The sequence below is a fragment of the Streptococcus sp. AS14 genome (assembly GCF_000286495.1).
GTDB classification, from domain to species: domain Bacteria; phylum Bacillota; class Bacilli; order Lactobacillales; family Streptococcaceae; genus Streptococcus; species Streptococcus sanguinis_P.
Map to the genome: position 1 here is coordinate 1 of NZ_ALKI01000015.1, position 6,240 is coordinate 6,240.

A 6,240-nucleotide genomic window follows, 5' to 3' on the forward strand; every position below is an offset into this window, starting at 1 on the left:
AAAGGTGTGGATCTGCCAGCGGGCAATGCAGGCTTGAAGACCCATGCGGACACAGATGTGGATCCGTCTACGCTTGGTACAGGCAAGAAGCCAAAACCAGAGATTCAGACGCCTCAACATCAAGAAATACCAAACCCAAGCAAGAAGCCAGAGCTTGATGTGACGAAGACAAGCAAGCCTGAGATTGACCGTGCAAGCAGTCCAGAGATAACTGGTCCAAGTAAGAAGCCAGAAATTGATACTTCTAAGACGGCGAAACCCGAGATTGACAATCCAAGTCGTCCAGCGGTGGATAAGACCAACAGCAAGCCGAGCGAGATTGATACAGGCAAGACGGTTAAACCGGAGGTCAGCCAAGCTCGTCCGAGCGAGGTGGCGTCACCAAACAGTCGTCCAAAAGAAGTGGATGTGACCAAGAAGCCAGACATTGAAGCCAGTCGCCCAGCCGAAGTCAATCCGACCATGATTAAGCCAGAAATGGAAACCAAGGTCAGACTAGACATTGACGCAGCTGCGGCTAGTGCCAGTGCCGTTCCGAAGGTCAAGGCACAAGAACCCGACCTACCCAAAGCCGGACAACCCGAAGTCACCCCTGACGCTGGCAAGAAGGTGCAGAAGCCAGAAGAGGTGGATACCGAAGCAACTAAGGCTGGGAATAACGGTGAGACATCAGGTTTAAAGACTAAATTTGAATCGAAAGTTCAAGAAATTCGTCAATCAATGCCAAATTCTGCCTTAAGAAACCGAGGTAACATGGCAATTGCAGATGTTCAAATTGAAGGGCTGAAGTCAGAATTTGTGGCTCATAGTAGGATTCATTCCGATACAAGTAAAGGGGCGGATGTTGCTGACTTCTCAATGAGCAAAGAGGATAAAATATTCACAACATATGTTGAAGATAAGTTCCCTAGATTCAATGATACAGAAGCTAAGATATTAGAAGATATAGCTTCACAAATTACAGACCCTCAAATTAAAGGGAAAATAACTCTCTTTACGGAACTTCCTCCCTGTGATAGCTGTAGTAATATTATTGAAGAATTCAAAAGGATGTTTCCTAACATCCAAGTTGATGTATTATGGAAATGAGGTTTTTAAATGACGGATTATAAAGAAACAAAAGAAATGACTATAGAAAGTTTTCAAGATTTTACAGAAGAAGGTTTTACAACAAGTCAAGCACTTGCTGCCGCTCTTGAAGATTGCGCCGTATTTATGAAAAAAAGCGAAACTAACTTTGCCGGTGCTACCATAGCTTTGTCTTTGATTGGTTTAGATAATGGCTTGTTTCCAGATTATTTAGAGTATTTGCTGAAAAAAGTGGAGAAACTGTCTTTATCTGGTGATATAAAAAAGGACATGGATAAAGTAAATACCATGCTTACAGCAGGTGATTTTTCGGTTGAGGAAGACCCCAAATATTTAGAACGGGTAAAGTTGATTTTTGATGAATAGTGTAATAGCAATAAGTTCTAAAAAATTAAAAGAAAAAATTGAAAGAGCTAAGGGGGATGTAGCGAATGCCCAGAGAGACGGGGAAGTCTTAATCAAGGGTGCCATTCCACCAGAGTATTTTCATTTTATCGAATAGATGGATAAACTAATGAACGAACAAGAAATTCATCATTTACTTTACGACATTCCAGAGAATGTTGATTATACGGATATTCCGCAGGAGCTGGATTTAGAAGATGTTCCTAAAGAAAGAGTTGATAAATTACGAGATTTACTCCATTCAGATGATTTGGCAGTGCGTTTTGATGCTGCATTGCTATTGACAAATTGGGGGGTGGAAGACGGTCTGAATACTTTGATAGACTTGTTTGAGAAAGGAGAAACGAAGGGATTTATCCCTCATCATCTACATCCTTATGATGACACCAACAAACATATTTTAGATGCGTTAATTGGCTATTGGGCGAGTCAAACTGATTTACATAAAGAACAAGAAGCTCGTAAAAGGATATATCCTACGATTATTTCAATCACTAAGCAAGCAGTACATTCATCTTATAGTATTGCGCAAATTGGTTTGTTAATAAAAAAAGATTTAGATATTCATAAAGAAGTTTATACAGAATATATCCCAGTTTTAGAGGACTTTTTGACAGCTATTATTGACGATAAAGAGAGGAACTATTGGCGCATTCATGACGCTCTTAAGTTGCTTTTAGAGGTGGATGAACCTTTTGTTCAGAAAATCTTGACTGAAAAAGGCAAAACATTGGCTGATTTTGGCTTAGATGGAGAAGAAAATGACTGAAATTAAATTTTATCGGGTAAATGATGCTTATGGCTATCTGTCGAATTTCGCTCCCTACCCTTTTGAGATAAATGGACTAATCTGGTCAACTTCGGAGCATTATTTTCAAGCTCAAAAGTTTTTGGACAAAGCTATTCAAGAAAAAATTCGCCGCTTGAAGTCACCAATGGACGCTGCTTTAGAGGGGCGCAATCGAGAAAATCCCTTGCGTTCGGACTGGGAAGTGGTAAAGGATAACATCATGAGGTTAGCTGTTTTTGAAAAATTCCGCCAGAATCCTGCAATTAGGAGAGAGCTATTAGCGACTGGGCATGCTACTTTGATTGAACATACGAAAAATGATAACTACTGGGCGGATAATGGTGACGGGACTGGTAAAAATATGCTGGGAATTATTCTCATGGAAACGAGAAAAAGGCTGAAAGCAGAATAATGGAAATAGATCCACAAGTCAAGCAGGCTCTGCTTAATATTGACTTTATCAAACGCTATGAGGCTTTATCGAAAGAGTATGATTTAGAAAGATTGGGTGATAAAACTCGATTGAAATATCTTGACGGTGAGTTAGTTATGGATATGATTTCAGAGGCTGGCTATATTCCCGTTTTTGACCCCAAAGAGAAATTCTTTAAATTTTATGAAAAGATAGAAGATTATCGGTTTGGTCTGCATATTGTACTTTATAATGGAACAGTGGAGCTCATTTGGGCTGTTAAGGATAAAGAAAAATCGATTGCGGGTATGCCGTGGGGAATTTATTCTAGATTGATGATTGACCCAGACTATCGTATCAAAATGCCCAATTTCAGTGACTACGACGAATTGGAAGATATTTTAAAAACAGCTTTTAAGATTTATGAGGATTTCAAACAAGTCTTTTTAGAAATTGCTGAAGCAAAATAAATGTCAAAAGAGGGCAATCGTCCTCTTTTTCTAATACTAGCAATCAGATTTATAAATTTTTCTAGCTTATCTTGACATCTTTTCATCAGTTGGAACAACTGAGCCTCGATATGGTGAAAGAAGAATATCAGACACAGAATATGCAAGCCTGAGAAGGAAAACGCCGTCTCCAGAAATGAGGAGAAAAGTCAATAAAGATGTAGTTTTGCCTATGGATGACCCTGCTATTCCAGGACATACAATAGAAAAGGGAGAAACATTAGAAGCTGACCATATAGTATCAATGGATAGAATTGCAAAAATGGAAGGTTTTGATAAGCTAACTAGAGAACAACAATTAGAAATATTAAATTATGAGGATAATTTCGTTGGGTTGAGCAAATCAGCAAATGCCTCTAAAGGTTCAAAAACTTATGAGGAATGGACAACGTATGTCAAAGAAGGTATTCCAATCAATCCAGAATTTAGAGAAAAAATGATTGCTAGGGAAAAAGAACTTGAAGGAATTATTCAAAATATGATAGACTCATATGTGAAAGGAAATGGAGGATAACAAAAGTGACTAATAAAATAGATTTTTTAAACGAATATAGTTTATCTAGTTCAAGTGTAGAAATTGTGACGGATGAAAGCCAAATTGTAGAGGCTCCAATTCCAAATTTTTGGAAAGAAGCACTTTTGTCAGATAGTTTGGAAGAAAGAAAAGAAAAAATTCTTTCAGTGTGGAAAGAATATTCTTCTTCTGATTTGCGAAACACAATTTCTTATTTAGGCGATTATTTAAAAAATATAGACTTGATTTGTTTAGACGGCGAATATTCGCTTTTGTATACGATTTTGACTTACCAAACAGGAGAAGAAATCTATTATGAAGGGAAGCAACCCGTTACAGTTGAGGTGCTGAAACAAAAGTTTGGAGAAAACGCACCAACTATAAAACAATCAATAACAGATTTCTATACTCATATCCACAACGGTTTTTATGATTATACAAGTAAAAGCATGGGGATTGATAACCTTAAAAATGTGAACTCTATGGCAGATTATGACTGGGAATATTTGCAACAGTTAGACATAGATTTAATCCCACTTTATAATTTTTTCAGTAACGGTATGGGGGAATACGTTGTTTTAGACATCGAAAATGGAAACACCTATTTATGGTCGTCAAGAGAACTTCCTAAAAGGCAGTCTGACTTTTGGGCTTTGGTAGACGAATGGATTATAATTGGATTAGATTTTTAAAACAGAGAGTATAATTTGTTGGTACCCTAAATGTTAATCAAGAAAAGTATAACATTTGGGGTATTTTTGTTATTCAATACAATTTACCTTGACATCTTTTCATCTTATGCTATACTAATTTTATTACTTTTGGGAAGAGTAAGTGTTGAGGGAGATTGGGAGAGGCATGATTTGCTTTTATCTCATACTTGCTCACTCTGTCTGACCCTCGGACGGGGTCGACTAATTTTGGTTTACTTCGTCAGAGGCTCAGATTGTTTGTCCGTGTTCTCATTCGCACACACCAATCCTCTGATTGTGTGGATTTGTTCTCATTCAGACAATCTGACCCTCGGAAAGAGTGCCCGAGTTCTGATTGACTCCATCAGAGCCTCAGATTGTTTGCCCTTGTTCTCATTAGCACAATCCGAGGCTCAGATGAGGCAAATCTGTTCCAGTTTACTCTGTCAGAGGGTCGGACAAGCTCTTTTCAAAAGTAATGACCATATCCGAGGGGGATCGGATAAAAATGAAAAAGAAAAGGTGGATATATGCCAGCAAAACAAACATTATTAAATCTGAAAACGAGCAGTTTACGCTATGCCGAGTTTTCTCAGTTTATCGCGCGTTTCTTGGATGATGTGGAAAAAGAAAACTTGGATGTTAAGAAAGAAGAAATCTTGTCTAACCTGCTGGGTCAGCTAAAGACTAATTTGCCTGCTTATCAAGCGTCGCTGGGACAAGTTCGGGCGAGTGAAAAATCCAGCACGATTATCGAAGCCGATCAGTTGCGGGATGAAGATTTTCAAGCACTGCGCGAAGCGATTAAACCTTACCGCAATAGCCGCCGCGAAAACGAAAAGGCAGCTTACAAGACTTTAGACTTGCTTTTCGACCAGTACAAGAAAGCGACCAAGGTTTCCTATGAAGAAGAAACAGCACTTTTAAACAGCTTATTAGAAAAACTCAGAAAAGCAGAATACCAATCTGCTATTGAGACTTTAGGAATTGGGCGCTTTATGAATAACTTGACCGAAAGCCAAGCTGCTTTTGAAAAAGTTTTCTCTGACCGCTCACAAGAAAAGCTCGCTAAAGTCAGCTTTGACACCAAGCAACTGCGCAAGGACTTGGCAGTTCCTTACCAACAACTAAGCGACTATGTAGCTATTCTAGCTCAGTTGAAAGAAGACGCTATTTACCAAAAGACCTTATCTGTCCTCAACAACAGCCGCAAGTACTACGCCGATGTCTTGGCACGCCGCAAGGGCAAAGATAAGAAAGAAGCGAAAAAGGTAGAAACGGAAACAGAATAAAAAAGACGCTCCACTTACTCATAAGTGGGGCGATTTTTCTTTTTACGCCGTTTGGTTTCTCGTTCCAGTTTTGCCCAGTAGAGCTCGCATTGTGACTACTACAAACAACAAGGGCTGGTTGCAGTGGGTTGAAATTGGTGGTAAAATTATAGCAGTGGGTGCCATTATCGCAGGGAGTGTCCTGAGCGGAGGAACACTCGCTCCTATCCTTATCGGAGCAGGGACAGCTTACCTGGTGGCAGATAGCGGTTATCAGGCGTTTAGCGGGGAGACCATTTCGGGGAAACGGCTGACTGACGGGGAGCGCATCTGGGCAGGTGTGGACGCAGTCTTGACGGCAGCGACCGGTGGCTTTGCGACCTATGCCAGCGTGCTTGCCAAGACAGGGAAAGCCGCCTCTACGACGGTACAGACGGTAGGCAAAGCTGTCAATTATGCCGACGATGCCAATGACATCGCTCATACGGTGACCGCGATGCAGGATGACCCCTTGGGCGCAGCACTCCAGTTTGGAATAGGGCGTGCGATTGGTCATGG

8 protein-coding genes and 1 pseudogene are annotated in these 6,240 nt (G+C 40.1%); all 9 read left to right on the forward strand.

Annotated features, from left to right (window positions below):
* The coding region (locus HMPREF1150_RS12315; protein WP_269625254.1) for a deaminase domain-containing protein at positions 1 to 1,089 on the forward strand (1,089 nt) is incomplete at its 5' end.
* A 9-nt stretch (positions 1,090 to 1,098) separates the two neighbouring features.
* Positions 1,099 to 1,455, forward strand: coding sequence for a hypothetical protein (locus tag HMPREF1150_RS12320; RefSeq protein ID WP_009660018.1), 357 nt, complete (start codon positions 1,099 to 1,101; stop codon positions 1,453 to 1,455).
* Between the two features lie 148 nt (positions 1,456 to 1,603).
* Positions 1,604 to 2,263 carry a hypothetical protein gene (locus HMPREF1150_RS12325; RefSeq protein ID WP_009660017.1) on the forward strand — a complete coding sequence of 220 codons (660 nt, stop codon included), beginning with the start codon at positions 1,604 to 1,606 and terminating at the stop codon, positions 2,261 to 2,263.
* The gene (locus HMPREF1150_RS12330; protein ID WP_009660022.1) at positions 2,256 to 2,696 is read left to right on the forward strand and encodes an NADAR family protein; all 441 of its coding nucleotides are present in this window, start codon (positions 2,256 to 2,258) and stop codon (positions 2,694 to 2,696) included. The genes HMPREF1150_RS12325 and HMPREF1150_RS12330 overlap by 8 nt, the downstream gene beginning before the upstream one ends.
* Positions 2,696 to 3,166 carry a hypothetical protein gene (locus HMPREF1150_RS12335; protein ID WP_009660024.1) on the forward strand — a complete coding sequence of 157 codons (471 nt, stop codon included), beginning with the start codon at positions 2,696 to 2,698 and terminating at the stop codon, positions 3,164 to 3,166. Before HMPREF1150_RS12330 ends, HMPREF1150_RS12335 begins: the two co-directional genes overlap by 1 nt.
* 211 nt (positions 3,167 to 3,377) lie before the next feature.
* Positions 3,378 to 3,719, forward strand: coding sequence for a hypothetical protein (locus HMPREF1150_RS12340; RefSeq protein WP_232212196.1), 342 nt, complete (start codon positions 3,378 to 3,380; stop codon positions 3,717 to 3,719).
* Between the two features lie 5 nt (positions 3,720 to 3,724).
* On the forward strand, positions 3,725 to 4,411 hold the full coding sequence (locus tag HMPREF1150_RS12345) for a hypothetical protein (protein ID WP_009660023.1): 687 nt from the start codon (positions 3,725 to 3,727) through the stop codon (positions 4,409 to 4,411).
* A 530-nt stretch (positions 4,412 to 4,941) separates the two neighbouring features.
* Positions 4,942 to 5,703: a DUF6261 family protein gene (locus HMPREF1150_RS12350; RefSeq protein WP_009660025.1), complete on the forward strand. Its 762-nt coding sequence runs from the start codon at positions 4,942 to 4,944 to the stop codon at positions 5,701 to 5,703.
* A 91-nt stretch (positions 5,704 to 5,794) separates the two neighbouring features.
* Positions 5,795 to 6,240, forward strand: a pseudogene (locus tag HMPREF1150_RS12355) (hypothetical protein); the annotation flags it as partial.